Origin of the sequence: Neisseria sp. P0024.S006 (assembly GCF_051956595.1) — a bacterium.
In the GTDB taxonomy this organism is placed as follows: domain Bacteria; phylum Pseudomonadota; class Gammaproteobacteria; order Burkholderiales; family Neisseriaceae; genus Neisseria.
Genome location: NZ_JBQCXH010000001.1, coordinates 354,387 through 379,956 on the forward strand (window position 1 = coordinate 354,387; position 25,570 = coordinate 379,956).

Annotated in this window: 21 protein-coding genes, 2 pseudogenes and 1 CRISPR repeat array (1 of these 24 running past the window's edge); of the genes and pseudogenes, 11 read left to right on the forward strand and 12 right to left on the reverse strand. The window is 49.4% G+C overall.

Features of this window, described 5'->3' with window-relative positions; genetic code table 11:
* Window positions 1-120: 120 nt before the first annotated feature.
* Complete coding sequence (locus tag ACTHUF_RS01745; RefSeq protein ID WP_036491484.1) at window positions 121-339, reverse strand: YdcH family protein; 219 nt, start codon at window positions 337-339, stop codon at window positions 121-123.
* Between the two features lie 221 nt (window positions 340-560).
* Between ACTHUF_RS01745 and ACTHUF_RS01750 the strand changes: the two genes are divergently transcribed.
* On the forward strand, window positions 561-935 hold the full coding sequence (locus ACTHUF_RS01750; protein WP_049322337.1) for a hypothetical protein: 375 nt from the start codon (window positions 561-563) through the stop codon (window positions 933-935).
* A gap of 133 nt (window positions 936-1,068) precedes the next feature.
* Complete coding sequence (gene glyA, locus ACTHUF_RS01755) at window positions 1,069-2,319, forward strand: serine hydroxymethyltransferase (protein WP_070764980.1); 1,251 nt, start codon at window positions 1,069-1,071, stop codon at window positions 2,317-2,319.
* A gap of 69 nt (window positions 2,320-2,388) precedes the next feature.
* Here the strand turns inward: glyA and ACTHUF_RS01760 are convergent, their stop codons facing one another.
* Together ACTHUF_RS01760 and yddG are read right to left on the reverse strand one after the other, a co-directional pair.
* Window positions 2,389-3,699 (reverse strand): sulfate adenylyltransferase subunit 1, encoded by a 1,311-nt coding sequence (locus tag ACTHUF_RS01760; RefSeq protein ID WP_440406847.1) that lies wholly within the window; start codon window positions 3,697-3,699, stop codon window positions 2,389-2,391.
* Window positions 3,700-3,800: 101 nt separating this feature from the next.
* The gene (gene yddG, locus ACTHUF_RS01765; protein WP_315094354.1) at window positions 3,801-4,712 is read right to left on the reverse strand and encodes an aromatic amino acid DMT transporter YddG; all 912 of its coding nucleotides are present in this window, start codon (window positions 4,710-4,712) and stop codon (window positions 3,801-3,803) included.
* 182 nt (window positions 4,713-4,894) lie between these two features.
* Here yddG and ACTHUF_RS01770 point away from each other — a divergent pair.
* From ACTHUF_RS01770 to ACTHUF_RS01795, 6 genes and pseudogenes are all read left to right on the forward strand, one after another.
* Window positions 4,895-5,320 (forward strand): annotated as a pseudogene (locus ACTHUF_RS01770) (MarR family winged helix-turn-helix transcriptional regulator).
* An 11-nt stretch (window positions 5,321-5,331) separates the two neighbouring features.
* Complete coding sequence (locus tag ACTHUF_RS01775) at window positions 5,332-6,201, forward strand: ABC transporter six-transmembrane domain-containing protein (protein WP_285071087.1); 870 nt, start codon at window positions 5,332-5,334, stop codon at window positions 6,199-6,201.
* A gap of 27 nt (window positions 6,202-6,228) precedes the next feature.
* Window positions 6,229-6,552 (forward strand): DMT family transporter, encoded by a 324-nt coding sequence (locus ACTHUF_RS01780; RefSeq protein WP_070646415.1) that lies wholly within the window; start codon window positions 6,229-6,231, stop codon window positions 6,550-6,552.
* Window positions 6,553-6,742: 190 nt separating this feature from the next.
* Complete coding sequence (locus ACTHUF_RS01785; RefSeq protein ID WP_440406850.1) at window positions 6,743-8,533, forward strand: assimilatory sulfite reductase (NADPH) flavoprotein subunit; 1,791 nt, start codon at window positions 6,743-6,745, stop codon at window positions 8,531-8,533.
* Between the two features lie 449 nt (window positions 8,534-8,982).
* Window positions 8,983-9,489: a hypothetical protein gene (locus ACTHUF_RS01790; protein WP_049322330.1), complete on the forward strand. Its 507-nt coding sequence runs from the start codon at window positions 8,983-8,985 to the stop codon at window positions 9,487-9,489.
* A 90-nt stretch (window positions 9,490-9,579) separates the two neighbouring features.
* Window positions 9,580-10,182 carry a hypothetical protein gene (locus tag ACTHUF_RS01795; protein WP_440406852.1) on the forward strand — a complete coding sequence of 201 codons (603 nt, stop codon included), beginning with the start codon at window positions 9,580-9,582 and terminating at the stop codon, window positions 10,180-10,182.
* Window positions 10,183-10,319: 137 nt separating this feature from the next.
* On the opposite strand, the gene cysI is transcribed toward ACTHUF_RS01795, so the two are convergent.
* Window positions 10,320-12,077 carry an assimilatory sulfite reductase (NADPH) hemoprotein subunit gene (cysI, locus tag ACTHUF_RS01800; RefSeq protein WP_036491464.1) on the reverse strand — a complete coding sequence of 586 codons (1,758 nt, stop codon included), beginning with the start codon at window positions 12,075-12,077 and terminating at the stop codon, window positions 10,320-10,322.
* A gap of 296 nt (window positions 12,078-12,373) precedes the next feature.
* On the opposite strand from cysI, the gene ACTHUF_RS01805 reads away from it, so the two are divergent.
* Complete coding sequence (locus tag ACTHUF_RS01805) at window positions 12,374-13,000, forward strand: hypothetical protein (protein ID WP_049336821.1); 627 nt, start codon at window positions 12,374-12,376, stop codon at window positions 12,998-13,000.
* 202 nt (window positions 13,001-13,202) lie between these two features.
* Here the strand turns inward: ACTHUF_RS01805 and ACTHUF_RS01810 are convergent, their stop codons facing one another.
* The 3 genes from ACTHUF_RS01810 to ACTHUF_RS01820 all read right to left on the reverse strand — a co-directional run bounded on the left by ACTHUF_RS01810 (window position 13,203) and on the right by ACTHUF_RS01820 (window position 15,076).
* Window positions 13,203-13,736 (reverse strand): inorganic diphosphatase, encoded by a 534-nt coding sequence (locus ACTHUF_RS01810; RefSeq protein WP_003678634.1) that lies wholly within the window; start codon window positions 13,734-13,736, stop codon window positions 13,203-13,205.
* A gap of 84 nt (window positions 13,737-13,820) precedes the next feature.
* Window positions 13,821-14,285 (reverse strand): dihydroneopterin triphosphate diphosphatase, encoded by a 465-nt coding sequence (gene nudB, locus ACTHUF_RS01815; protein ID WP_315094340.1) that lies wholly within the window; start codon window positions 14,283-14,285, stop codon window positions 13,821-13,823.
* A gap of 137 nt (window positions 14,286-14,422) precedes the next feature.
* The gene (locus ACTHUF_RS01820; RefSeq protein ID WP_315094338.1) at window positions 14,423-15,076 is read right to left on the reverse strand and encodes a phosphoesterase; all 654 of its coding nucleotides are present in this window, start codon (window positions 15,074-15,076) and stop codon (window positions 14,423-14,425) included.
* Window positions 15,077-15,162: 86 nt separating this feature from the next.
* Here ACTHUF_RS01820 and ACTHUF_RS01825 point away from each other — a divergent pair, with 86 nt between their 5' ends.
* The gene (locus ACTHUF_RS01825; RefSeq protein ID WP_440406856.1) at window positions 15,163-15,606 is read left to right on the forward strand and encodes an RpiB/LacA/LacB family sugar-phosphate isomerase; all 444 of its coding nucleotides are present in this window, start codon (window positions 15,163-15,165) and stop codon (window positions 15,604-15,606) included.
* Between the two features lie 32 nt (window positions 15,607-15,638).
* Here ACTHUF_RS01825 and ACTHUF_RS01830 read toward each other — a convergent pair whose 3' ends face one another.
* A complete protein-coding gene (locus tag ACTHUF_RS01830) occupies window positions 15,639-17,117 on the reverse strand; it encodes an AAA family ATPase (RefSeq protein ID WP_315094334.1) in 1,479 nt (492 codons plus the stop codon).
* 88 nt (window positions 17,118-17,205) lie between these two features.
* The gene (locus tag ACTHUF_RS01835; protein ID WP_315094332.1) at window positions 17,206-18,780 is read right to left on the reverse strand and encodes an RNA-binding protein; all 1,575 of its coding nucleotides are present in this window, start codon (window positions 18,778-18,780) and stop codon (window positions 17,206-17,208) included.
* A 1,116-nt stretch (window positions 18,781-19,896) separates the two neighbouring features.
* On the opposite strand from ACTHUF_RS01835, the gene rtcR reads away from it, so the two are divergent.
* The gene (gene rtcR / locus ACTHUF_RS01840) at window positions 19,897-21,525 is read left to right on the forward strand and encodes an RNA repair transcriptional activator RtcR (protein ID WP_315094329.1); all 1,629 of its coding nucleotides are present in this window, start codon (window positions 19,897-19,899) and stop codon (window positions 21,523-21,525) included.
* A 114-nt stretch (window positions 21,526-21,639) separates the two neighbouring features.
* Here rtcR and fghA read toward each other — a convergent pair whose 3' ends face one another.
* The 3 genes and pseudogenes from fghA to ACTHUF_RS01855 all read right to left on the reverse strand — a co-directional run.
* Window positions 21,640-22,467 (reverse strand): S-formylglutathione hydrolase, encoded by an 828-nt coding sequence (fghA, locus tag ACTHUF_RS01845; RefSeq protein WP_315094327.1) that lies wholly within the window; start codon window positions 22,465-22,467, stop codon window positions 21,640-21,642.
* Between the two features lie 8 nt (window positions 22,468-22,475).
* Complete coding sequence (locus ACTHUF_RS01850; RefSeq protein WP_049347789.1) at window positions 22,476-23,612, reverse strand: S-(hydroxymethyl)glutathione dehydrogenase/class III alcohol dehydrogenase; 1,137 nt, start codon at window positions 23,610-23,612, stop codon at window positions 22,476-22,478.
* A gap of 93 nt (window positions 23,613-23,705) precedes the next feature.
* Window positions 23,706-23,965: pseudogene (locus tag ACTHUF_RS01855) on the reverse strand (CRISPR-associated helicase/endonuclease Cas3); the annotation flags it as partial.
* Between the two features lie 259 nt (window positions 23,966-24,224).
* Window positions 24,225-25,570: a CRISPR direct-repeat array (repeat unit 32 nt; unit sequence GTTTCAACACACAGCCGCCCGAAGGCGGCTGG); it runs 5,777 nt beyond the window's last position.

The window sequence follows — 25,570 nt, forward strand, 5'->3', positions numbered from 1 at the left end:
GTTAAATTAAGCCAATAAAAATAACCAAATGCCTAATAATTAAAAAGGCCGTCTGAACCGGCATGAAAGGGAATCTGAGATTTCCATCATACCGTTCAGACGGCCTTATTCAAATTTTAATTATTTGCCTGCTGCTTTTTGCAAAAGGGCATACAATTCGTCTTTGAGTTTGAGTTTGGCTTTTTTCAGCTCCTCGATTTCTTCGGAGCCGCTGGTTACCACGTTATTCACCAAACCGGTAATTTTATCGTCCAGCTCGTTGTGCTCCTCAAACAAACGGGCAAAGTGTGCATCCTCTTGTTTCAGTTTAGAAATCAGATCGCGGTATTCTGGAAACATTTTGTTTTCCTCTCTTGTTAATTAAATAAAAAAGTACTGCTGCCAAAAACTAGGACGAATTAATCTTTAGCTTCATTATAACAAACACGGGCGTTTTATCCAGTCTTTTTTAAGCCGAAACTGTTTTATGTCAAAATTAATAATATCAACATTAGCCATCATCCCAATGGAAAGAAACGGGTTTATAGACGGTTTGCCGACTTGGGCATACAATCGGGCTTATGCGTTTACACAATGGCCGAACCACCCTATTCCGTCATATCAACGGCATGGACGGACAATTTATCCTGCTTGAAAACCATCCTTCATGGATGCCGGTCAATGATGCCGATTTCAACCATGCCGCGCCCCTGCCCGACGGTTTGGCCGTGCACGAAGAATCATTTTATCCATTTGAAAAAATAGATGCCGCTGAATCGGCAGACAATATCAAAATCTTCAGCGAAGAAGCCCTACGGCTGGAGAAAGAGCGTTTAAATGCGGCGGCCATGGCCGAGCTGGCAAAAAATCTTCAAGCCGCCCAAGCTGAAGCCGATTTGGCCGCGCTTTTGGAAAAAATGGATTTTCATTTAAAACAAGACGATATTTTCAAATGAACCCTTCAGCTCCAGGCCGTCTGAAACCAAACGCCTGACGAAATTGTTGACAATGTAAGAAAAATAGTTCATCTTGAACCAATCTGCAGTACTCCATCCCTTATTTTCAGCCCAACACAAAGGAACCGAGAACATGTTTTCAAAAAGCGTTACCCTCGCACAATATGACCCCGATCTGGCAGCCGCCATCGCCCAAGAAGACCAACGCCAGCAAGACCATGTCGAGCTGATTGCTTCAGAAAACTACGTCAGCTGCGCCGTTATGGAAGCCCAAGGTTCGCAATTGACCAACAAATACGCTGAAGGCTATCCGGGCAAACGCTACTACGGCGGCTGCGAATATGTTGATATTGTCGAACAATTGGCGATTGACCGCGCTAAAGAGTTGTTTGGCGCAGAATATGTCAACGTCCAACCACACTCCGGCTCGCAAGCCAACCAAGCCGTATATGCTTCTGTTTTGAAACCGGGCGACACCATTTTGGGCATGTCTCTGGCACATGGCGGCCACTTGACCCACGGTGCCAGCGTCAATATTTCCGGCAAACTCTACAACGCCATTACTTATGGTTTGGATGAAAACGAAGTTCTCGATTATGCCGAAGTCGAACGCTTGGCGCTTGAACACAAACCTAAAATGATTGTGGCCGGTGCATCTGCCTACGCGTTGCAAATCGACTGGGCAAAATTCCGCGAAATCGCCGATAAAGTCGGCGCATACCTCTTTGTCGACATGGCGCACTATGCCGGTCTGATTGCCGGCGGCGAATATCCCAACCCCGTACCATTCTGCGACTTCGTGACCACCACCACCCACAAAACCCTGCGCGGCCCTCGCGGCGGTGTGATTTTGTGCCGTGACAATACCCACGAAAAAGCGTTGAATTCCGCCATCTTCCCAAGTCTGCAAGGTGGTCCGCTGATGCACGTTATCGCTGCCAAAGCCGTAGCGTTTAAAGAAGCGTTGCAACCTGAGTTCAAACAATACGCAAAACAAGTGAAAATCAACGCCGCAGCAATGGCGGAAGAGTTGGTTAAACGCGGTTTGCGCATCGTTTCCGGCCGCACCGAAAGCCACGTTTTCCTCGTTGACCTGCAACCGATGAAAATTACCGGCAAAGCCGCCGAAGCCGCTTTGGGCAAAGCACACATTACCGTCAACAAAAACGCCATCCCGAATGATCCGGAAAAACCATTTGTTACCTCCGGCATCCGCATCGGCTCCGCCGCCATGACCACACGCGGCTTTAACGAAGCCGACGCGCGCGTATTGGCGAACTTGGTTGCCGACGTATTGGCCAACCCTGAAGACGAAGCCAACCTTGCCAAAGTCCGCGAACAAGTGACTGCTTTGTGCAATAAATATCCGGTTTACGGCGCATAAGCATTTCGCCTTGGATGAAATAACAGGCCGTCTGAAACTTCAGACGGCCTTTTTTATTGCAACTTTCTTTTAAATTTCAAAACTGTTTGTTTCGCTGACTTTGCGTATCATGCCTGCCGCGACAGTATGGTTGGTGGCTTCGTCAATCAAAATAAACGCACCTTGTGCATGGTTGTCTTCGTATGCGGCAGCGGCGAGCGGCTGCTGGGTTTTGAGGCTGACGCTGCCGATGTCGTTGAGCTTGAGCGTTTCGGCGGATTCGACCCGGCTGAGGGTATTGACGTCCCAAACGTAGGCAATTTCGCTGATTTTTACGGGCGTGGTTTGGGTCGTGTGTTTCAGCAAATATTTGCGGCGCAGATTGAGCGGAATATCGTCAAACCAGCAAAGCGCGGCTTGGAATTGTTGTTCGGGGACAATGGCGCTGTCGGCTGAAACAATGCTGTTGCCGCGTGAAATATCGATGTCCGTATCCAAAACGACGGTCAATACTTCCCCTGCTTCGGCAGATTCGGTTTTACCGTTGGCATTGTAGATTTCGGCAACTTTGGCAACATGGCCGCTGGGCAAGACTTTGACTTTATCGCCTACTTTCAGACGGCCTGCTTCCAATCTGCCTTGATAGCCGCGGAAGTCGTCGCTGCTGCTGCCGTCTTGGCGCGCCACGCGTTGTACGGGAAAATGCGCGGCTTGGTCGGCGGCGTTTTGACGGTTAACGGGCAGGCTTTCGAGCAAAGGAAGAAGCGGCAAACCTTGATACCACGGAGTTTGGCTGCTTGCATTGACGATATTGTCGCCTTTCAAGGCGCTGATGGGCAGGAAGTGGATTTGTGCTTGGAGGCCGATTTGTTCCGCCAGTTTGCGGTAGGCCTCGGTAATGGCTTGATATTTGGCTTCGTCAAAGTCGAGCAGGTCGAGTTTGTTGACAGCGACAATGATATTGGGGCAGCCCAAGAGCTTCAAAATCGCGCTGTGGCGTTTGGTTTGCGGTAGGAGGACAGGCTCGCTGCCTGAAAAATCGACGCGTGTGGCATCAACCAAAATAATGGCGGCATCGGCAGTTGATGCGCCGGTGACCATATTACGCGTGTATTGCTCATGTCCCGGCGTATCGGCAATGATGAATTTGCGTTTGGGCGTGGCAAAATAACGGTAGGCCACGTCAATGGTAATGCCTTGTTCGCGCTCGGCAGCAAGGCCGTCTGTCAGGCTAGCGAAGTCAGGCGTTTCGCCTTTTTCGGCAGCGCGGTTGAGCTTGTCGAGTTGGTCGGTCAGCAAGGTTTTGCTGTCGTAGAGCAGGCGGCCGATGAGGGTGGATTTGCCGTCATCGACGCTGCCGGCGGTGATGAAGCGCAAAAGCGGGGCGGTGGTTGCGGTCATGGTTCTTTCCTATTTCTCGTGATTTCTCAAACTGGTCTCTACTTTAAACAGGCCGTCTGAAAATGGGAAAGAATGTTTGGTTGTTAAAAAAGATATTTTTGTTATATCGATTTTCTGCGTGTAGCCAACCAACAAACAACCGAACCTGCGCACACCATCCCTGCCCCCTGCCAAAACTGTACAGACAGCGGCGCACTGATGACAAACGAAGACACCAGCGCGGAAAACACAGGGATAAAATAAGATGCGCCCGCCAATACCGTCATGTTCCCGCGCGAAATACCGATGTTCCAAACCGCATAGCCCAAACCCATGCAAGACGCGGCGGCCAGGGCATAGCCGACGGACTCCGCATCAAAATTCAGACTGTTTGTCCCACCGATAAAATATTCCGCCCACAAAAGCAGCGACACCAGCATAAAGAAAAAGCCCACGCTGCTTCCTTCCGCCTTCACGCGCGCCGTCAGCGTGCAATATGCCGCCCAAAAAAGTGCATCGGCCAATGCCATCAGATAACCGGCAGGATTGGTGCGGACATTGTGATAAATCCCCGAAAGCGACAATCCGCCGTCGCCGCCCAATACCGTGGCAATCCCGAAAAACGACAATACAAAGCCTATGCCTATCCACCATTTTGCCGGCTGCCCGTTGAAACAGACCGCGCCTAAAATTGTAAACGTCGGCCACAAATAATTGACCATGCCGATTTCCACCGCCTGTCTCGCGTTTTGCGCAAAACCGACCGAGAGCGACAAACACAGTTCGCAACCGACAAAAAAAATGCTTGCCCAAAGCAAATAGCTGCGGTTGTAATTACGCAAATGAGGCCTGCCGAAAATCAACCAAATCAACACAGTGGACAGGGTGTACATCATTGCCGCGCCGCCCACTGCCCCCATATGCAGGCTCAAAGAGCGTATCAGAGAAATGACGAAACTCCACAAAGCAACGGCAAGCAACCCAATGGCAGTGGCTTGTTTGGAGGAGATGTTTTGAGATAAGAAATGAATCATGGCGTATGTGCTGAAGATGGTTTTATTAGGTTTATCGTAGTTTGAATATATCGTTTCTACATTAATTATTTTAACGGTTTCAAGGCCGTCTGAAAATGATTGTTTCAGACGGCCTTCTATTTGCAATTAGTCCTAAACATGACTATAATCCGCATCCAATTAGTCAATATTGAGACCAATTTATGAATCAGATCGACCAACTCGGTATGCGCATCAGCCACATAGACAGCGCATTTGACCAATGGATTAAACAGCAAAACACCAACTACAATACCTTCGCCGTTCTTTACACCTTAGCTACCGAAGGCAGCCGCACTCAAAAATACATAGGCGAAGAATGAAGCCTGCCCAAGCAAACCGTTTCCAGCACATGCAAAACGCTGGCGGAACAAGGCTTGCTGACATTTCACGAAAGCGAACAAGACAAACGCGAACGTTTATTGTCGCTGACCGAGCAAGGCAAGGAATACGCCACACCACTGGTGCAAAACATGCAGGAATTCAGCAAACGAATTTTTACCGCCTTCGGTGAAAAACGTGCAGTCCGACTGTTTGCCGATTTGGACGCATTGGCCGAATTAATGGCGCAAACCCTCAATACTAAATAAGGAGGGCAACCATGTGGAAAATGTTGAAACACATCGGTCAAACACACCGCCGCAAACTCATCACAACCTTCTCTCTCGTCGGCTTGGATAATCTACTCTTGCTGGTATATCCCGTGTTTGGCGGCTGGGCGATTAATGCCGTTATGGAAGGCAACGTCTGGCAGGCAATGTTGTATGGTGTGGTGGTTTTATTAATGTGGATAATCGGAGCCGCCCGCCGAGCAGCCGATACGCGCACATTTACCCAAATCTATACCGAAATCGCCGTCCCGGTCGTTTTGGAACAGCGCAAGCGAGAAGTACCGCATTCCGCCATTACCGCACGCGTTGCCCTATCGCGTGAGTTTGTCAGTTTTTTTGAAGAACACCTGCCCATCGCTGCTACTTCGCTGGTCTCCATCTTCGGTGCATGTATGATGTTGCTGATATTGGAATTTTGGGTGGGCGTATTGGCTGTCGCGATACTTGCCCTGTTTTTATGGTTGCTGCCGCGTTTTGCCGCCATCAGCGAAAACCTATATTTCCGTTTAAACAACCGGCTTGAACGCGACAATCACTTTATCCGCGACGGCAACGAACATCAGCTCTACCGCCACTACGGCTGGGTTGCCAAACTACGCGTGCTGATTTCCAACCGCGAAGCCTTAGGCTATCTCAGTATCGGCATAGCGATGAGCATATTGTTCGGCTTCGCCTTTATACACATGACACTTAAAGGCTATGGCAGTGCCGGCCATATCTATTCCGTCAGCACTTATTTATGGATGTTTGCAATGAGCTTGGACGATGTACCGCGCTTGGTCGAACAATACTCCAATTTAAAAGATATCGGACAACGCGTTGAACTCTCGGAAGAAAACAATCTTTCCAAGGCCGTCTGAAACCTTAACACACTATCAGGATATATTATGAGTTGGTTTTATTTAATCTTAGCCGGTATGCTGGAAATCGGCTGGCCATTGGGCTTAAAGCTGGCACAACAGGAAGGCTACCGCTGGCATGGCTTTGCCGCCGCTTTTGCCTGCATCGCCGGTAGCGGATACCTCCTTTACCTTGCCCAAAAAAGTATTCCGATGGGTACAGCCTACGCCGTCTGGACAGGCATAGGCGCGGCAGGGGCATTTTTAGTGGGAGTTGTATTTTTCAACGATGCCGCCAATATCGGCCGCTGGCTCGGCGCATTTCTCATCATCTCCGGCGTCGTAGTGATGAAACTCTCCAGCGGAAACTGAAAATCTCGTTTCTATCCAATCCAAGGCCGTCTGAATATGCTTGTTCAGACGGCCTAATACCTTCCCGAATATAACAAAATCATCTTAAATTAAAACCAAGCATTCTTTCCTTTTTTCAGACGGCCTGTTTAAAGTGGCGACTGTCCATTATTCAAACAATCGGTTATAGCCGTCCAACAAAGGAATCCAAATGAGCCAAGCCAATCCGCTTCCACCCGAACTCTCCGTCCAACTCTCTGCCCTATCCCCCACCCAACTTGCCTGGCTCTCCGGCTATTGCTGGGCGCAAAGCCAAGGCGTATCCGGAGCAGCAGCCGAACCATCTGCCCTGCAAACAGCCACTTCGACAGTCAGCCGCCGCGTATTAGTCCTCTCCGCCTCACAAACCGGCAATGCCCGCAGCGTTGCCGAATCCTTACACGCCAAACTTCAAGCCGCCGGCGTAGAAGCCCGCCTCAGCAGCGCAGGCGATTTCAAAAGCAAAACCCTGCCCGACGAAGACATCGTCCTTTTGGTTACCTCCACCCAAGGCGAAGGCGAACCACCCGAAGAAGCCCTGCCCCTGTACAAATTCATCTACGGCAAAAAGAAACCCGACCTCAGCAAACTCACCTTTGCCGTCTTAGGCCTTGGCGACTCCTCCTATCCCAACTTCTGCCAAGCAGGCAAAGACTTTGATGCCAAATTTGCCGAACTGGGCGCAGGCCGTCTGAACGACTTGGGCATTTGCGACTTAGAGTTCCAAGCAAATGCCGACGCATGGGTAGCCGCCGTCGTACCCAAAGTAGCCGAATTGACCGCACAAGCAGCAAGCCCAAGCACAACCACCGCAGCACACAGCCCGGCAACCCCAAGCAGCGGCACCGCATACACCAAAGAAAACCCCTACACAGCCACCCTCTCCGTGCGCCAAAAAATCACCTCACGCACCGCAGAAAAAGACGTCGAACACATCGAAATCGACCTCAGCGGCTCAGGTTTGTATTATCAGGCAGGCGACGCACTCGGCGTATGGCCGCTGAATGCCGCCGACCTCGTCCAAGAAATCCTCGACCTCAACCAACTGACCGGCAGCGAAACCGTCCAACTTTCAGACGGCCGCGAAACCGACATCCGTACCGCCCTGACCGAATCCGTAGACATCACCCAAAACACACCGGCATTCGTCCAACAATACGCCGAATTAACAAATAACGAAGAACTCAAAGCCATAGCCGCAGATAAAGCCCAACTGGATGCCTATCTCGCCGCCACACCGCCCGTCGGCGTATTTGCCGCCTATCCGCACCCACTGGATGCACAAACCCTATACAGCCTCTTCCGCCCACAAACCCCGCGCCTTTACTCCATCGCCTCCGCACAAGACGAAGTCGGCGAAGAAGTCCACCTCACCATCGGCGTCGTCCGTTTCGACCACCACGACCACACCTACACCGGCGCAGCATCCGGCTACTTGGGCGAACGCCTCGAAGAAGGCAGCGAAGTCCGCGTCTTTGTCGAACCCAACCCCAACTTCCGCCTGCCGCAAAACGGCGATACCCCCATCATCATGATCGGCGCAGGCACAGGCGTCGCCCCCTTCCGCTCCTTCATGCAACAACGCGCCGCCAATGGCGACAGCGGCAAAAACTGGCTCTTCTTCGGCAACCAACGCCTGGCCGACGACTTCCTCTACCAACTCGAATGGAGCGATTGGCGCAAAGACGGCCTCCTCACCCGCGCCGACCTCGCATGGAGCCGCCAAGGCGAACACAAAGTCTATGTCCAACACAAAATCACCGAACGCGCCGCCGAAGTTTGGAACTGGCTGCAACAAGGCGCACACATCTACGTCTGCGGCGACGCCGCACGCATGGCACGTGATGTCGAAAACGCCCTGATCGAAGTCATCGAAACCCAAGGCAAACTCAGCCGTGACGAAGCCGAAGACTACCTCAACGACCTACGCGAAGATAAACGCTACCAACGCGACGTTTATTGATTGGATAAGCCAAAATAAAGGCCGTCTGAAAGCTGAATTTCAGACGGCCTTTTTAAGTAACTTGCTCGGATTGTTATCAATTTATCTTGTCTTGCATTATAATTGTGCAAATTTGACTCACTCGAAAGAAAATAAATTGGAAGGATTACAACAACTTGTAGATTTATTGGTGGGTTTTGTCGATTGGATATTGAAATTACTGGCCTTCTTGTTTTAAACTACGTTCCATAATTTTATACATTAAAGACGTATTTTCATCATGCAAACCGCGCAATGCTCCGCTACTTTCTTCTATTGGTACCACACAAACGTGCGGTACTTTTTTGCGCTTGTCTGAAACAGACTAAATTGAAAATACGCAAATCAGAGCCGCCTCATTTGAGCGGCTTTTTTTATACCCACCATGGCCGCTTAAATCCACCCATTTTTAAGAAATAAGGAATACAGCCATGACCGCTTCAACCAAAATCCACAGCCAAACTCAAATGTTACACACCTGCCGCATGGTCGTTGACAGCAACAGCCACCACAGCATGCCCAACACGCTCACTTTGCCTGATACACCCGACAACCTCATCAGCGAAGCCTTAATTCCGCAAGTACGCACCATCGCGACTTTGATTGCCGCAGAGCGTCACGACTTCAATCAAAGCAGCCCCAGCGTTTTTACTGATGAAGCGGATTTCTTCGCGGCGCGTATTCTGGTTTTGGGCGTACGCCGTTTCCATTTGGACATTACCCTGCTGCCTATGCTCAAAACCGCCAACAAACGCGCCGAAGCCTTCGCCAAACGCCATCACATGCCCTTCTCTCCCGCTGAAATGCAAATGTCCCTGCACACCCGCCGCCCTGCCAACCTGCTGATTATCGAAACCGAACACGAAATGCCTGCACTGGGTAATCTGGCCGCCAACAGCCGTGCATTTGCCGCGCAACTTTCCAATATTATTTTGTAAAACCACTTGAAAAACAGGGAAATGGTTTAATATTAGGCAAACACACTCCGCCGAAATCTCGGCAAAGACAAACTTCTCTCAGGAAAAACAATGAAAAAACTGATTGCCTTAGCCGCCCTTTCCACTTTCGCCCTTGCTGCCTGCAAAGACAATACCCAGGCACAGCTTGAGCAGCAACAAAAACAAATCGAAGCATTACAACAACAGTTGGCACAACAAAACGGCCAACAAGAAGACAATACGGTTTACCAGCTCACGCCTGAAGCCGTGAAAGACACCATTCCTGCCGAGGCACAAGCCAACGGCAACAACGGCCAACCGGTAACCGGTACAGACGGCCAACAATACATCTACGACCAATCCACCGGCAGCTGGCTGCTGCAAAGCTTGGTGGGCGCGGCAGCCGGTGCATTTATCGGTAACGCATTGGCCAACAAATTCACACAGGCAAGCAATCAAAACAGCCCGATTGCCCGTCAAGCCCGTGCCAACTATTATCAAACCGCACGTCCAAACGGACGCACCAGCCAACAGCTGAATACGCGCACCCTGCGTGCCCAACAGCAAAATGCGCAACAACAAAATGCGCAACAACAAAACGCTCAACAGCAACAGCGTTACCGCGAAACTACGCGTCAGCCTTCCAACTACCGCCGCCCCAGCATGGGCCGAGGCTTTGGCCGCCGCCGCTGATTCGGTTTATATCCTATCTTTCATATAAACATCCCTAATATAAAAGGCCGTCTGAAAACCAGTTATCCTGATTTTTCAGACGGCCTTTAGTCCTTCTCTATTTTCTTATTGCAGACTTGTGGGTCTGTCTGTATGCGTTATGCCCAGAAGTCTCGCGGTGCGTCCAATACGGGTTTGACGATACCGGTGCGGACGGCAAAATCGCCGAAGCCTTCATCATCAAGTCGGTTTTGCGCCCAATCGGCCACCCAGCCTTCGACAATTTCAAGGATTTCAGGTTCGGTAATATTTTCTTTAAACAGGCGCGGGATGCGTGTGCCTTCGCGGTTGCCGCCTGCGTAAAGGTTGTAGCGGCCGACGGCTTTACCGACCAAACCGATTTCCGCCAGCATGGCGCGGCCGCAACCGTTCGGACAACCGGTTACGCGCAAAACGATGTATTCGTCTTCCAAGCCATATTTGGCGAACATTTCATCGATTTTATCGGAGAATGTCGGCAAGAAGCGTTCGGCCTCCGCCATCGCCAGCGGGCAAGTCGGCAAGGCAACGCAAGCCATGGAGTTTTCACGCTGGATGGTAATCGATTTGCTAATAAGGCCATGATCTTTGGCGATTTTATCAATCGTGTCTTTCAATTCGGGCGGTACATTGGCAACCACCAGATTTTGGTTGGCCGTCAGACGGAAGTCGCCGGGATGGATTTTAGCAATTTCACGTACGCCGGTTTTCAAAGGTCTGCCGGGATAATCAAGCAGGCGGCCGTTTTCAATAAACAAAGTCAAATGCCAGTTGCCTTCATGTCCTTGTACCCAGCCGATATGGTCGCCGCGGTGGGTGAATTCGTAAGGGCGGATGGGTTCAAATTTAATGCCCATGCGCCTTTCGACTTCTTCTTTGAACACATCTACGCCGACGCGTTGCAGCGTATAGCGTGTACGCGCTGCTTTGCGGTCGCTGCGGTTGCCCCAGTCGCGCTGGGTGCTGACGACGGCTTCGGCGGCATTGAGGGTGTATTCCAGCGGAACGAAACCGAATTCATAGGAAATATTGGGATAAGTTTTAGTATTGCCGTGTTCGCTGGATAAACCGCCGCCGACCAATACATTGAAACCCACCAATTTGCCGTTTTCTGCAATCGCCACAAAACCCAAATCGTTGGAATGAATGTCCACATCGTTATCAGGTGGAATCACAACGGCGGTTTTGAATTTGCGCGGCAAATAGGTTTTACCCAAAATCGGCTCTACGTCGTCGGCAATTTCTTTATTGCGCGGCTCGGTCGGCTCGGTTGTAAACACTTTTTCACCGTCCAACCATACATCGGCATATGCCATGGTACGCGGCAGGAGGTGCATACTGATGCGTGCCGCCCATTCATAGGCTTCTTGGTGCAGAGTACTTTGTACAGGATTGCTGGTGCACAACACATTACGGTTGACATCGCTGGCTGTGGCAATGGAATCCAGACCCAGTTTGTGCAATGCCTGATGCGCCTGTTTTAAATCGGTTTTCAGAATGCCGTGGTATTGGAAGGTTTGGCGGTTGGTCAGGCGGATGGAGCCGTAAATCGTATTTTCACCGGCAAATTTATCGATACCCAGCCACTGTTTCGGCGTAATGATGCCGCCGGGCAAACGGCAACGCAACATCATGTTTTTTAAAGGCTCAAGCTTTTGTTCGGTACGCTCGGCACGGATGTCTCGGTTGTCCTGTTCGTACATGCCGTGGAAGCGGATAAGTTGAAAGTTGTCGGCAGTAAAGCCGCCGGTAAAGTCGTCTTTCAACTCTTCTTTAATGGTGCCGTGCAGATAATCGCTGCGTTCTTTCAAGGCTTCGTTGCCGGAAAGCGGTGTATCAGGCAGCTTGGCGCGCGGGTCGGTCGTGGTAGCAGTCATTGAAGTACTCCTTATTTTTGGTATAGGCGTTACTTTAATGAGGCCGTCTGAAAATGAGAAAGAATGGTTTGTTTGTTTTAAAGACGATTTTGTTATATCGGTAAAATGCCGCACTTACCTATAGCTAATTTGAATTTACTATATTTATGTTCTGACTGATGAGCATTGGCAGATTAGAAATAAATTGAACAGATGACTTACATCATTAGCCTGCATCAAGCCCGATTCTAATTAAACCCACTATAATCCATTATTTTCCACGGGCTTAAACCGTAAAAATACAGCAAGCAAACTTTATGTCTCACTCCCTTATACGCACCTTCGCTCAAACCTTTAGTTTTCCCTATACAGAAACGTTGCAAGAACTGCCCCCACTGGAAGACAACCGTCATCTGCATTTGGGTGCATTAGCAGATTTCTACTGCCATATGGACGGTACATGGCATTCCGACAATCCACTTGCCAATTATTGGCTAGAGATGGAAACTCTGTTTTTACAATGGGTGACTTATCCCAAATTGCCCAACAGTTGGCACGATTGGGCCTTCGGCTGGGATAGGAAGACCAAGCAATATCTGCCTACACAAGGCTGGCGTGAAGAATGGGCGATATTTGGCATAATGTTTGACGATTCAATTCTTTTTGCTGATACCACCGCTCCCGGCAGTCCTGTTTATTGGTTGATAATAGGTTACGGTACAATAGAAAAACGCCGCCTTATCGCCCCTTCCATAGCAATACTAATGCAAACCTTATTGGCAATTTATGATTTTGAGTGCGAATGGCGGAAAGCAGGCGGAGAGTTTTACGATGAAGAAAGCTGCGACATACCTTCAGCACTATATTCTGCTCTGCATGATTTACTACAACGGGAATTGCCACCAGAATGCGCGGCAGGATTTGAAAAAGCGTTTTGGGGCTGATGCTGTAATTGCAATCTAGAAAACCTATTCTCTGGCCGTCTGAAATTTCGGCTTTAGGGAACAATTATTTAAAATAATATGATTGATTCGTTTGAAATATCAGTTTGAAAATGCTTGAAGGATTGATAGGCTGCTGAGATATAAAAAGGCCGTCTGAAAATCTGATTTTCAGACGGCCTTGATATTGGATGGGACCAACCGATTAAGCTTGTTTGTTCCAACGTTCGATAGATTCTTTGATGACTTGTTTCGCTTCTTCTACATCGCCCCAAGATTCAACTTTAGTGGTACCTGCTTTTTTCAGGTCTTTGTAGTGGTTGAAGTGGAATTCGATTTGTTTGATCAGTTGTTGCGGCAAGTCGGCCAAAGTTTTGTAGGCGTTGCCGTTGTTGCGGTCGTCGGCCGGAACGCAGACGATTTTGTCGTCCACTTCGCCGTCGTCAACGAATTTCATCACGCCGATAACGCGTGCTTCTAGGAAAATACCGGTTGCCAAAGGCTGCTCGGTAACCAGCAATACGTCCAATTCGTCGCCGTCTTCGTCCAACGTTTGCGGAATGAAGCCGTAGTTGGTCGGTTTGGCGAAAATTGCCGGTTCAACGCGGTCGAGTTGGAAAGCGGCCAGTTTGCGGTTCCACTCGATTTTGTGGTTGCTGCCCGCTGGGATTTCGTTGACAACGTTGATGATGCCGCCGTCCACATCCCCCGGGGTCAGGATTTTGTTGAAGTCTGCCATGATGGTTTCCTTTGATTTTAAAGAGAGTCAAACGGCGAAAGTATAGCAAACCCAAGGCCGTCTGAAAATGTGAAACTGTCGTATTCAGACGGCCTTTTTGGCATTCAGCCTTTTGATCAGTTCTAAAATTGCGCGTTTATTGGAAGGCGAAAACACTTTTTCTGCCGCTTCTTCCGCACTAAACCAACCGTAGGCAACGTGTTCGTCCGGCTGCAGGACGATAGGCGTATCGCGCGGAATTTGGGCGGAGAAGATGTGTTCGCGGTTTTCAAAAACGCCTTTGGGATAGCGATGGCGCCAGTGATGATAGATTTCGTAAACAGTGCTGTCATGCCAGTTTTCCAGCTGTCCGTCTGCAAGGCGGATACCGGTTTCTTCCCACACTTCGCGCCATGCGGTTTCTTCGATACGCTCGCCTTCTTCCAAGCTGCCGGTAACCGACTGCCAAAAACCTTGCGGCGCCGTGCGTTCAATCAGCAGGATATTGCCGTCTTTATCATGCAAAACGACCAAAGCGGAAACGGGATACTTCAAAGGCTTACCGCTCATGACTTATCCTTGCCGGATTGATTGGGGAAGCTGATTTTTTGTAGTAAGTAAGCCGAAAGGTTTTCCATGTCTCACTCAAAAATGGGAAATTGATATTCAGACGGCCTTTGCCGAAAATCCGCAAAGGCCGTCTGAAATTATACCTGATTTAACTGCGCCAGTTTCCAAGACACCAGCTCAGCCGCTTCTTCCGGCGAGTTGGCCTTCAACCCCGCTTCGCCAAAATACGAAATTTTAGGCAACTCGCACAAAAACTTATCGACATCTTCTGCCGTCAAAAAACGGCCGTGCAAATCGAATCCGACATTTAAAGCACGCCCTTTGATTTCCGCCATCCTGTCATGCAAATGCCCGTACAAGTGATACCAGCCTTGATAGCAGCCGTCCCATTCCTGAATCGGATAGTGAAAGAGAACCAGCGTATTCTTAATTTCCGGCAATTTCAGTTTCATATACGGCCGTATGGACGACAGCAGCGGATGGCCGTCATGCTTGGTTTGGCTACGGAAAAAATCGGCATGCTGCCGAATCACATGATCATGATTGCCATAAATCAAGTGATGTTGCCCGTTTAAACGCGACAAAACGCGCTCTATCTGCTTATGGTCGTGGGCAAAGGAAAAATCGCCCAGGTTGTACACCGTATCTTCAGGCGTAACGGTTTCATTCCATGTCCGGATTAAAAATTCATCCATCTGCTCCACGTTATCGAACGGTCGAAATTGCGGGCAGAATTTGGCGATGTTTTTATGTGAGAAATGTAGGTCTGATGTGAAGTAGGTTTTGCTCATGCCGTGCTCTCTGCGTTGCAAGCTTGAATCGTATCACGCGCGGGCGTATGCTAAACAATGTTTATTGTGTTCTTCAAGGAGTTTTTATGCGTTTGGTTATTGCCGCGCCGGCCAACGGCGCAATATTGAAAGACGCGCTCAAAGCGTATCTTCAAAACGACCCGCGCGTCAGCAACTTGGTCGATTTATCCTCACCCGAAGGAAGCTATCCGCAACTCTCGTTTGCCGCAGCCGAAGAAGTCGCAGCAGGGCGCGCCGACCGTGCGCTGTTGATTTGCGGTACCGGCGTGGGCACGGCAATCGCCGCCAATAAAGTGCGCGGCATACGGGCAGCGACGGCGCACGATTTGCTCACGCTCCGCGGCTCGGTGGAAAACTATAACGCGCAGGTTTTATGTATGGGGCAAAACGTGATTGCCGCCCCGGCCGCTTGGGCATTGGTCGATATCTGGTTGGATTTGCGCCACGACACAAGCAGCGGCTATGCACCTAAAGTCGGCGAAATCGAAGCGTATGAGCGCGAAAAATAAATACGCATTGCTCCCTATATTTTCAGACGGCCTTACAACTGTCTCAAAAATGCTTGGATAAACGCGATCTTATCCAATTCCGGCATAGCGTTGAACGCTTCCTGATGCTCATGGATGTAGTCGATCAAAGGATAAAATTCTTCATTAACATGGCGTTTGTCCAGTTTGCGGCCGATATTGCCTTCGTTGCTTCGTCCTAGAAACTTGGAAATCAGGTAATACGGCGATTTGAGTTTGAACAGCATTTCGCCGTTTTGCGCATCAAATACCATAAAACCTTCGTGTTCCACGTTTTTCAGACGACCTTTCAGCTCGCCGAACGTGATGTTTTTCAGCATTTCGGGACGGCGGATGCTGTATTGTTTGCCGATTTCGTCCAATTCCGCTTCGCTAAACTGACGGCCTGTCGCCACGTCGATGCAGCCGATTAAGGTTTCGCCCAATGCTTCGCGGATGATGTGTACGTCTTTCGCGTCTGTGATTTCAAACAAAAAAGTGTGGTTCGGATAAGCGCGGAACAGGGTTTCGTATTGCGCGCAGTGTGCGGCGGTCATATAAGCAAACGCGCTATCAAGCGATCCGGTAGTCGAATACAGCACTTTGCTGTCAAACGAAGCGCCGTGAGACGGATGGTCGTCTGAAAGCGAGACGAAAGTGCAGCAGCCGAGGAAGCCGTTTACTTTTACGACCGCGTCCACCAGTCTCTCGTCGCCGATTCGAATCGGATAGCGGCTGCCTTTGGCAATACGCTCCGAATAATTGAACACTTTTTTAAACGGACGCACGATGATGCGGTTGTGCGCGTCAATAATCAAACCGCGCATTTCCAGCAAAGCATCATCAAAGCGGTTGTTATAGAACACGCTGCGGGCGTATTTCAACACGCGCAATTCAGGATAGCGCTTGGATGCTTTGGTGGTAAAGTTACGGCTGCCGTGTTGCAGATAGTGATCGGTCACAAAAGTTTGCTGCGCTTCGTCAAACACCAGCGGCTTATGCTCGATAGCCTGCATCTGTTCGATTTTTTCTAACTGCTCCGCATTTGCCGGCTGCACGGCCTCGATGTGGATTTCGTTTGCCACACGGTTTTGGTTCAGCTTGATATACGCCGCCAACACATCATGCTCTTTCACGCCGTGCAGGTTGGGATAGAAATTGTGCAGTCGATAAATTTCTGTTTCAAAACCGCTTTTCTCCGCCTGATCCAATAAATGACGGCAACGTGAAGCTTTTTGGTTGGTATTGGAATTAATGATCAAAATATTTCGATTCGGATTTTGACGTCCAAGTCTCAACGTTTCAGTCATCAAAGCATTGCCGCGTTTTTGCGCCTTATCCACCGCTTCACCCGACCAACGATATTCACCATATTCATCGGTAATAAACAAATCGTTTTCAATACGGACCACTTCCGCATCCGGATACTGAGCTTTAAATTCGGCGGCTTTTTGTTCGGCAAAAGTCGATTTTCCCGAACCTTGATGACCGCGGATTAAGATGAATTTTTGCATTTTGTTTCCTTATTCTTTTTCTCAGCTTGTCCTGAATAAATAGGCCGTCTGAAAAATATTTCTACCCTTTTTTCAGACGGCCTTAGCTTCAGTTCACAGCTGCCAACGGCGTTTTCTCAATCTCTTCTACCCAAAAATCCGTACCCATACCTCGTTCGGCAAAGGAACCAATCAGGGAGAATACTTGGTCGGAGAAGCCGCCGATGTTCAAGATATCGTGACGGTTTCGTGCTTGAGCCTGGACGTAGGGCTGGATATCCAAACAAACGAGTTTGGCTTCCGGACAGCGTCGTTTCAGAATGTCCCACTCTTTCATCAGGCTGGTTGTTGCGCCCCATCCTTGGTTGTCATCTGCCCAACTTTCGTTGTCTGACACGATGACGACCAAATCCACGTCGGCTTTTTCCCGGTTCAACATGGCGAGCGGTGCGCTGCAAGCCGTTCCGCCACCGCCGATATTCGCGAGTTTTTCGGCGTTGGTCATGATGCTGTCGCGCGGATTGAGCTTCACGTTTACTGTGATTTGCTCAAACGGTATCACGCGGGCTTGCGGGTTGGTACGCAACATGGCGGCGGATACGAGCGCGGCGATGTCGATGCAGCGGGTTTTGCTGGTCGCGCTGCCGCGATGGCCGGTAACCGAGCTGTGCATAGAGCTGGAGACGTCCGGGCAAACCACGACTTTGCCTTGGACGGCCGGTACGTTTTGTACGGCGGTTTCCATCGCGTCTTGCAGCGCTTCGCGGATTTCAAACGGCATTTGATTAGATGTTGCCTGATACGCGGTCAGCAATTGGTAAGGCAGGACGCGGGCACGGGCAATGGCGGTTTCGTCACGCAGTTTTTCTGCCACCATTTTGATGTTTTTGCTTTTGGCAAACACTTCGTGGCGCAGGAAAGTATTCAGGTTTTGACGAACCTGCTGCCATGAACCGTTGCGGGCAATCTCTGCCCAGTCGCCGCTGTTCAAGTCTAAAGCGGTGAGCATTTGGAAGGGAACATTGGGCAATTCGCCTTCTCGGCTTTGTTTGTAGTCTTCAAAAGCGCGGGTAATGGGTGGCAATGCTTCGCGGTCGTAAGGTTTGCCGATCAGCCATGCAAACCAGGCGGCACGCCATGCTTCACGCGGTTTGGGATGCACCATTTTGACCACGTCTGCCAGCGACGGCGAATTACCGACGGCGGCGTTAAGCAGTTGTTTTTCGGTGGCAGTCAAAAGCCAGGTCTGCATCAGTTTTTTCGGACGGTTGCCGAAGGATTTTCTGCCGACTGCGCCGCTGCGGATAATTTGTGCGAAGTTGCGCAACATTTTACCGTTGTCCACCACTTGGTCGAATACGCGGGCGAGCATATTCACGTCTTTTTGCGCCAACACGGCAAGCAACAGCGCAGGCATATCTTTCATAAAACCTTTTTGACGGGCATATACGGCAGTTTTGGCGATGAACTCGGCATCCAGGTTTTCTGCCAATTTCAACACTTGGTCAAGCTGACTTTGGGCATCCGCATAGTAGGTATTGTTCAGACATCCGGTAGCGGCAAGCTGGGCCAGCTGTTGTTTGTGTGTCAGCGTGTAGGCGATGCCGCCGGCTTCGTTATAAGTGTCGGTTTTAGTCAAACGGTTTTTAATAGATTGAAACAAGGTAGTATTAGCCATTTTCATTTTCTTTCATATTGTTGGTTTGAGGCCGTCTGAACTTGTTTTAGCTTTGTTTTTCAGACGGCCTTGAATGGGTGGCAGCGTGGCGGCTAAAGATGAAGAGAAACGGTTTTAACTGAAAGCTAATGTATTCTCTTCCGGGCATCCGCCTACTGCCGTAGGGCGACTAGTTTAATTAGGATCATTCAGGTTTGTAGCAAGGAAGGAATGTAATCCTAATGGCATTCACCCATAAGGGGTGGTACATTGGGCAACAAAGAGTGGAGAAATTTTTACGCGCTCTATCCACTGAGCTACTCTGCCATTGTTGGCGGCAGAGACGGGACTCGAACCCGCGACCTCGAGCTTAGCAGGCTGTAATTCCTCCGGCATTTGCCGTTTGCACCGAAAACGGTTTTTATATCGGCCCGCCTGAATATTTCAGACGGCCTCGAATAGGTGGCAGCGTAGCGGCTAAAGATGAAGAGAAACAGTTTTAACTGAAAGCTAATGTACTCTCTTCCGGGCATCCGCCTGCTGCCGTAAAAATAATATGGCACGCAACAAGTTTTTCAGGGAAACATGCCTTTACTCTACCAACTGAGCTACTCTGCTATTTTGGATAACAGAGGCAGGACTCGAACCTGCGACACAAGGGTATCCATGTTGTAGTTTCCCCAGGCATTTGCCTGCCATATTGAAAAAGGGTGGGCGACTAAATAAACAAGACGTTCAACGTCTATCAGACGAGACAGGACTCGAACCTGTTAATCCAAATGTAGTCTTGTCGGCATTCGCCCTGTAACCACACAGCAACTAAATTTACGGAAAATTTTTCTCCGGTAACTGTATTTCCCGAAGCATCTGCTGTATCGTTACATTCACAACATAGCCAACAGCGTGCCAAGAATGAAATTTTTATAAAAATAATTTTTAATTGATTGAATATAAAGATAATATATTTTAAAGTAGCTTTTATCGGCAAGAAGCGTAGAATACTAAAAAATATATTTATAGATAGTTATATAGAAAATAAAATATAAAAGGATATATGATGCGATTCGATGATTTGGACAAACGCTTGCGGTTAAGCAAACGGCAAATTTGTCTTGGAAAAAATAATTTAAAGGCCGTCTGAAAATGAATACTGCACCCAAAAAACAAGTCGCCGTCAGCTTTCTCGGTACGGTATTGGACAGTGGTTTCGGTCAAGGGCGTTGGCAGAAATGGCGGCCGAATGTCGCCATGAATCAGCGTCAAGATTTTCATCTCGACCGCATGGAGCTGTTTTATGCGGAAAAATACCGCGAGCTGGCGGATCATGTAAAAGCCGATATTCAGCAGGTGTCGCCGCACACGGTCGTCAATCTTGTACCTATGGAGCTGGCAAACCCGTGGGATTTCTCCGAGGTTTATACCAAACTGCACGATTGGGCGGCGAGCTATCCATTTGATACGGAAGAAGAAACTTATCTCACCCACATCACTACAGGTACACACGTTGCTCAAATCTGCCTGTTTTTATTGGTGGAATCTCGTCAAATCCCCGGCGTACTGTTACAAACCGCTCCGCCCAAAAACCAAAGACGCAGTATGGAGGACGGCAATGTCGGCAGTTATGAAATCATCGATTTAGACTTGGCCCGTTACGACGTACTGGCCGAACGCCTTGCCGCCGTACGCGATGACGCAGTGCGCTACCTGAAAAGCGGCATCTCCACCCAAAACGCCGCCTTCAACCGCATGATTGCCGAAATCGAACAAGTCGCGCTCAACTCCCCTTCCCCCATTCTGCTTTCCGGCCCGACAGGCGCAGGCAAATCCATGTTGGCACGCAGGATTTTTGAATTGAAAAAAGCGCGCCATCTGATTAAAGGCACATTTGTCGATGTAAACTGCGCCACCCTTCGCGGCGACGGCGCAGCATCTGCCTTGTTCGGCCACAAAAAAGGCGCCTTTACCGGCGCGGCGGAAAAGCGTGAAGGCTACCTAAAAACTGCCGACGGCGGCGTATTGTTTTTAGATGAAATCGGCGAATTAGGCTTGGACGAACAAGCCATGTTGCTCAAAGCCATTGAGGAAAAACACTTTTATCCCGTCGGTAGCGACAGCGAAGTCAAAAGCGACTTCCAGCTCATCGCCGGCACCAACCGCGACCTACGCCACGAAATCCGCGCCGGACGCTTCCGCGAAGACCTGTTCGCCCGCATCAATATTTGGAACTATCCGCTGCCCGCACTTGCCGACCGCCGCGAAGACATCGAGCCCAACGTCGAACACCAGCTCGCCCTAGCTTCGCAAGAACTCGGCCGAACCACCCGCTTCAACAAAGAAGCCCTGGCCGCCTACCTCAACTTCGCCCACTCCAACCAAGCCCCATGGCGCGGCAACTTCCGCGACCTAGCCGCCAGCATCATGCGCCTGGCCACACTCGCACCTCAAGGCAGGATACAGGTAGAACAAGTCCAAGCCGAAATCGAACGCCTAAAATGGTTATGGTCGGAAGAACCCTTTTCAGACGGCCTCCTACATAAAAGGCCGTCTGAAAAAACACAAGACTACCCCGATAAAATCGATTGGGACACATTGGATTTATTCGACAAACTACAACTGCAACACGTCATCGACGAATGCCGCAAACACCCCAACATGGCCGCTGCCGGCCGTGCATTGTTCAACGTCTCCCGAACAGAAAGGGCAAAAGTCAATGACAGCGACCGATTGAGAAAGTATTTGCAACGGTTTGGACTGGAATGGGGAGATATTTAAATGAGAGTGAGCAAGCTAGCTCATTTTAATCGCATTATTTTTCATCATTTATAAAAAATAAAAGGCATCAATCCGATGCCTTTTTAATTTATTAACACAAATCACTTCTTTGGTTTACTTCAAAAATGCCGCATGATAGGCAATATGCTCACCAATAAAACTGGCGATGAAGTAATAGCTATGATCGTAGCCTTTATGGAAGCGCACATCGACCGGTTGGTTTGCCGCACGGCAGGTTTCGATAAAATCTTCGGTACGCAATTGTGTTGGCAAAAACTCATCTTCCAAGCCCTGATCAATGCGCATACCTTGCACTTTATAGCCTTGTTGAATGAGCGAACTAGCATCATATTGCTGCCATTTTTCACGATCTTCCCCTAAATAGGCAGTAAAGGCTTTTTCTCCCCAAGGCACAAGGCTTGGCGACAAAATGGGCGAAAAGGCAGAAACACTTTGATAACGTTCTCGATTTCGCAATGCCAATACCAATGCACCGTGTCCGCCCATTGAATGCCCCATAATGGAACGTTTGCCATTGGTAGGAAAATGCTCCTCAATCAGACCAGGCAACTCGTTCAAAATATAATCATACATTTGATAATTCGTCGCCCAAGGCTGCTCGGTCGCATTCAAATAAAAGCCCGCACCTTGCCCTAAATCGTAAGCCGCATCGTTCGGCACTTGCTCTCCGCGAGGACTGGTATCGGGGGCAACCACAATCACTTGATGTTCTGCCGCATAACGCTGAAAGCCTGATTTGGTAATGAAATTTTGTTCAGTGCACGTCAAGCCGGAAAGCCAATAAATCACACCAAGTGGTCGATTTTCTTGATTATCCGGCAAATAGACGGCAAATTTCATTTCGCATTGCAGCGTTTGGGCATGGTATGCCCAAACTTGTTGCGAACCACCAAAAATTTGATGTTGTTCAATCAGTTTCATCGCGTACCTTAGTAATGAATAACAGCGCGGATCGATTTACCTTCGTGCATTAACTCAAAGGCTTCATTGATTTGATCGAGTGTCATTGTGTGGGTCACAAACGGTTCTAACTCAATGTCACCTTTCATTGAATCTTCCACCATTTTCGGCAGTTCAGAACGACCTTTCACGCCGCCAAATGCCGTGCCTTTCCAAACACGGCCGGTTACCAACTGGAACGGACGCGTTGAAATTTCTTGTCCTGCACCCGCTACGCCGATGATAATGGATTGCCCCCAACCGCGGTGTGCACTTTCTAATGCTTGACGCATTACGTTTACATTGCCGATACATTCAAAAGTATGGTCAATACCCCATTTATTGATGTCTAACAACACATCTTTGATCGGTTTATCGTAATCGTTCGGGTTCAAACAATCCGTTGCACCGAACTGTTTTGCCAACTCGAATTTTGCAGGATTGGTATCAATGGCGATAATGCGGCCGGCTTTGGCTTGACGCGCACCTTGCACCACCGCCAAACCAATCGCCCCCAAGCCAAACACGGCAACAGAGTCGCCTTCTTGCACTTTTGCCGTATTATGTACCGCACCAATACCTGTGGTCACGCCGCAGCCGAGTAAGCATACATGTTCATGGTTGGCTTCCGGGTTGATTTTCGCAAGTGAAACTTCGGCAACAACTGAGTATTCACTGAAAGTCGAACAGCCCATATAGTGATAAATCGGTTGACCTTGATAAGAAAAACGCGTCGTGCCGTCCGGCATTAAACCTTTACCTTGCGTATCACGCACTGAGACGCATAAGTTGGTTTTACCTGAACGACAAAACTCACATTCGCCACATTCAGCAGTGTAAAGCGGAATAACGTGATCACCCGGTTTTACGCTTGACACACCTTCGCCCACAGCAACGACCACACCCGCACCTTCATGCCCAAGCACCACAGGGAATACGCCTTCAGGATCGCTTCCTGATAACGTAAACGCATCAGTATGGCACACACCAGTATGAGTGTTACGAATTAACACCTCGCCCTTGCGTGGCATTTCTACGTCAATTTCCACAATTTGTAAAGGTTGATTTGGGGCGAATGCCACCGCCGCACGCGATTTGATGGTTGAATTGGCTTGTTTCGTTTCCATTATTTTTGCCTTTTAATTCATTAATAAAGTTATCTAGCCTAAGAAAGATAACCACAGTTTATACTTTGGAACCCACCCTGAAGCAAGCATTTTTGCAATTTTGACTACAACGGTAGCATGATCGACTGAAGGGTCCCATGCAATCGACGGTCAAATGGTTCCGAATATTTCCCTACGTCATGAAGCTGTCCCGTCTGGCAGGCAATTTCCTGCGCACCAAATACCCAAGCAAACTCCGCCGCTATTTCCCCAACATTGACCAAATGGCTTTGCAAGGTTTGCCAATGTTCGTAAGGCAAGAGATTGCCAAGTTTGTCTTGGGCAGAATGGGCGTAGTAAATGAGAGGTTTCATATTGAAATTCTAAAAAATTCAAATTGATAAAAATGCAACGATAATATGCTATCAAATTTAATATGTAAATAGAAAAATGCCGTCTGAAACTTTTTCAGACGGCATTGTTATTGATTACCCTTTATAACTTGCTTCTAATATCCTCCACTGCTTTCACTAAAGCTTCGGAAAGCGAAGAATCAAAAGAAAAGTGGCCTGCTTGGACGATATTTGAACATACAGCCCTCTTCCCTACTCAGACATGAGATACGGTGGCAGAGTTTCAACACTCAGCTGCCCGAAGGCGGCTGGTGGTACAGGTTGTCAGGCTGCTATACCCGGTTGGGTTTCAACACACAGCCGCCCAAAGGCAGCTGGTCGGCGACAAATATGGTATCGATCCCGATATGTTGGTTTCAAGACACAGCCGCCTGAAGGCGGCTGACGGTTTCATAATGCTAACTTTCGTAATGGTTGCTGTTTCAACACACAGCTGCACGAAGGCAGCTGAATATATTGCAAAGCATATCGATAGCCGATTACCTGTTTCAACACACAGCCGCCCGAAGGCGGCTGGCCCTCAATGGGCTGGTTTACTCATTCAGGGCTTGTTTCAACACACAGCCGCCTGAAGGCGGCTGCTACACCAATACCGCCGATGTAGTTTGCGTCCATGTTTCAACACACAGCCGCCTGAAGGCGGCTGGCCGAGCAAAACTACCCCTCCGCCTATGAGTGCGTTTCAACACACAGCCGCCTGAAGGCGGCTGCAATCTTGATTGCCAAAGACGTAGCACCATTACTTGTTTCAACACACAGCCGCCTGAAGGCGGCTGATTCGTGATTGCCTGTATTTCTTCTTCGACTTGTTGTTTCAACACACAGCCGCCTGAAGGCGGCTGCTTTTGGGTTGAGGACAAACGCCGTTTGGCGGTAGGTTTCAACACACAGCCGCCTGAAGGCGGCTGGTTAATCGTGGACAACCCACGCAAAGACCAGCTCGTTTCAACACACAGCCGCCTGAAGGCGGCTGGCCGTCTCAGAATACGAACAGACTATAAACTGTCGTTTCAACACACAGCCGCCTAAAGGCGGCTGAAAGTCAGACGTTATCCGCCACCGTGGGTAGAGCGTTTCAACACACAGCCGCCTGAAGGCGGCTGAGTTTCGCAAATGCGCCATCGAATGTGATGATTTGGTTTCAACACACAGCCGCCTGAAGGCGGCTGATTCGTGTCTTTTTTGAATCTCAATTCTTCTTCTGTTTCAACACACAGCCGCCTGAAGGCGGCTGCCCCTAGCCTGTATAGCGTGTTTGAGGCCTCAAGCGTTTCAACACACAGCCGCCTGAAGGCGGCTGAGCAATCCAATTTCGGCCAAACTGCACCTGCCGAGTTTCAACACACAGCCGCCTGAAGGCGGCTGCGCGACTTGGTTGGCGCTCATTATCACATTCACAGTTTCAACACACAGCCGCCTGAAGGCGGCTGGGCGTGCGAATGCGTTATTTTTGGGATTATTGTGTTTCAACACACAGCCGCCTGAAGGCGGCTGCTGTATGGATTGCCCAATACTACCCCATCGTGATGTTTCAACACACAGCCGCCCGAAGGCGGCTGGATTTCC

Excerpts from the sequence above, each read along its gene's own strand:
- ACTHUF_RS01830 (WP_315094334.1), bottom strand. The coding sequence starts at position 17,117 with ATGCAAAAATTCATCTTAATCCGCGGTCATCAAGGTTCGGGAAAATCG.
- cysI (WP_036491464.1), bottom strand. The coding sequence starts at position 12,077 with ATGACTGCTACCACGACCGACCCGCGCGCCAAGCTGCCTGATACACCG.
- ACTHUF_RS01850 (WP_049347789.1), bottom strand. The coding sequence starts at position 23,612 with ATGGAAACGAAACAAGCCAATTCAACCATCAAATCGCGTGCGGCGGTG.
- ACTHUF_RS01835 (WP_315094332.1), bottom strand. The coding sequence starts at position 18,780 with ATGAAAATGGCTAATACTACCTTGTTTCAATCTATTAAAAACCGTTTG.
- ACTHUF_RS01780 (WP_070646415.1), top strand. The coding sequence starts at position 6,229 with ATGAGTTGGTTTTATTTAATCTTAGCCGGTATGCTGGAAATCGGCTGG.
- ACTHUF_RS01750 (WP_049322337.1), top strand. The coding sequence starts at position 561 with ATGCGTTTACACAATGGCCGAACCACCCTATTCCGTCATATCAACGGC.
- ACTHUF_RS01760 (WP_440406847.1), bottom strand. The coding sequence starts at position 3,699 with ATGACCGCAACCACCGCCCCGCTTTTGCGCTTCATCACCGCCGGCAGC.
- ACTHUF_RS01805 (WP_049336821.1), top strand. The coding sequence starts at position 12,374 with ATGTCTCACTCCCTTATACGCACCTTCGCTCAAACCTTTAGTTTTCCC.
- ACTHUF_RS01785 (WP_440406850.1), top strand. The coding sequence starts at position 6,743 with ATGAGCCAAGCCAATCCGCTTCCACCCGAACTCTCCGTCCAACTCTCT.
- glyA (WP_070764980.1), top strand. The coding sequence starts at position 1,069 with ATGTTTTCAAAAAGCGTTACCCTCGCACAATATGACCCCGATCTGGCA.
- ACTHUF_RS01775 (WP_285071087.1), top strand. The coding sequence starts at position 5,332 with ATGTGGAAAATGTTGAAACACATCGGTCAAACACACCGCCGCAAACTC.
- yddG (WP_315094354.1), bottom strand. The coding sequence starts at position 4,712 with ATGATTCATTTCTTATCTCAAAACATCTCCTCCAAACAAGCCACTGCC.
- ACTHUF_RS01795 (WP_440406852.1), top strand. The coding sequence starts at position 9,580 with ATGAAAAAACTGATTGCCTTAGCCGCCCTTTCCACTTTCGCCCTTGCT.
- ACTHUF_RS01825 (WP_440406856.1), top strand. The coding sequence starts at position 15,163 with ATGCGTTTGGTTATTGCCGCGCCGGCCAACGGCGCAATATTGAAAGAC.
- ACTHUF_RS01790 (WP_049322330.1), top strand. The coding sequence starts at position 8,983 with ATGACCGCTTCAACCAAAATCCACAGCCAAACTCAAATGTTACACACC.
- ACTHUF_RS01810 (WP_003678634.1), bottom strand. The coding sequence starts at position 13,736 with ATGGCAGACTTCAACAAAATCCTGACCCCGGGGGATGTGGACGGCGGC.
- rtcR (WP_315094329.1), top strand. The coding sequence starts at position 19,897 with ATGAATACTGCACCCAAAAAACAAGTCGCCGTCAGCTTTCTCGGTACG.
- ACTHUF_RS01745 (WP_036491484.1), bottom strand. The coding sequence starts at position 339 with ATGTTTCCAGAATACCGCGATCTGATTTCTAAACTGAAACAAGAGGAT.
- ACTHUF_RS01820 (WP_315094338.1), bottom strand. The coding sequence starts at position 15,076 with ATGAGCAAAACCTACTTCACATCAGACCTACATTTCTCACATAAAAAC.
- fghA (WP_315094327.1), bottom strand. The coding sequence starts at position 22,467 with ATGAAACTGATTGAACAACATCAAATTTTTGGTGGTTCGCAACAAGTT.
- nudB (WP_315094340.1), bottom strand. The coding sequence starts at position 14,285 with ATGAGCGGTAAGCCTTTGAAGTATCCCGTTTCCGCTTTGGTCGTTTTG.